The following is a 1,037-nucleotide window of genomic DNA, read 5'->3' as shown; positions in this document are numbered from 1 at the left end:
GCCTGGATGTCCTCGGACAAGTCGATGACCCGCTCACGGTAGCGTTGTTCCTCGCGAGCGGGCAGTCGATACGACCAGCCCGCCTCAATCAGCATGGTTCGTGCCTGCGCGTTGCCCGCGCGGGTGATCCGGCCCCGTTTGGTCCGAGCGCCGCTGGAGTGCTCGGACGGCACCAAGCCGACATACGCCATCAGTTGCTTGGGATTGTCGAAGCGGGTGAGATCGCCTACTTCAGCGACCAGCGTCGCAGCGCTGACCAGCCTGATACCGCGCAGGACCTGTAGATTGCGGACCAGCGGCGCAAAACACCATGCGTCCACCGCTTCAGTCAGCGCCGCTTCTAAGCGCCCAACCCGTGCCTGCGCCTCCAGCACCCGCTTCTGCATTTCCTCGAATGCCAGCTGTTGGTGGGGAAAATCGAACCGCTGCTCGGACAACCACCGCCAGTACATTTTCGTCCAGGCCGCCTTGCCGCCGAAACGACGATCATGACGCAACAGGAAGCTGCGCACTGTCTGCTTGGCTCCGATGGCATCATCTTGCGCGCTGCGTCGCGCGCGGATGAGATCGCGTACCGCCTCGTGCGCTTCGTCCGGTATCCAGATTGCGGTGAGTTCGCCAGCGCGTAGCAGCCGCGCCAGGGTCATCGCGTCACGCCGGTCCGTCTTTACATGGTCACCCGGGCGCCGCGGCATCATGGAGGGGGCGATGACGATGCAATTCTGTCCCAGCTTCGTCAGCAGCCGATGCAAGCCATACCCGCAGGGACCAGCTTCGTAGCAGACGTTCAACGTCACGCCCGGTCCAGTCAGCCGCTTGACCAGCTTCCTGATCGCATCGTCCTCGTTGGCGACCGTGCCGACGAAACGCACCTCGCCTCCGCGTTCCCCATCGGCAACCGCGACCGCAATGGTTTCCTTATGAACGTCCAGACCAACGTATTTCACCGTCTCCGTCATGACTCGTCTCCGCTGCTGACAAATCCATCATCAGCATCTCAGATTCGAGCCTCCGAGGCTCTGGCAGTCATGGGGTCT

The 1,037-nt window shown here is 62.6% G+C and carries 1 protein-coding gene; it reads right to left on the bottom strand.

The window, feature by feature from the left end; genetic code table 11:
* On the bottom strand, positions 1-959 hold a 959-nt coding region (locus QOL62_RS19815), incomplete at its 3' end, for an IS110 family RNA-guided transposase (RefSeq protein WP_283407315.1).
* Between the last annotated feature and the right edge of the window lie 78 nt (positions 960-1,037).

It is taken from the genome of Novosphingobium panipatense (assembly GCF_900182875.1).
Taxonomy (GTDB): domain Bacteria; phylum Pseudomonadota; class Alphaproteobacteria; order Sphingomonadales; family Sphingomonadaceae; genus Novosphingobium; species Novosphingobium panipatense.
Note: the sequence above shows the minus strand (reverse complement) of the source record. Positions and strands in the feature narration are given on the sequence as shown.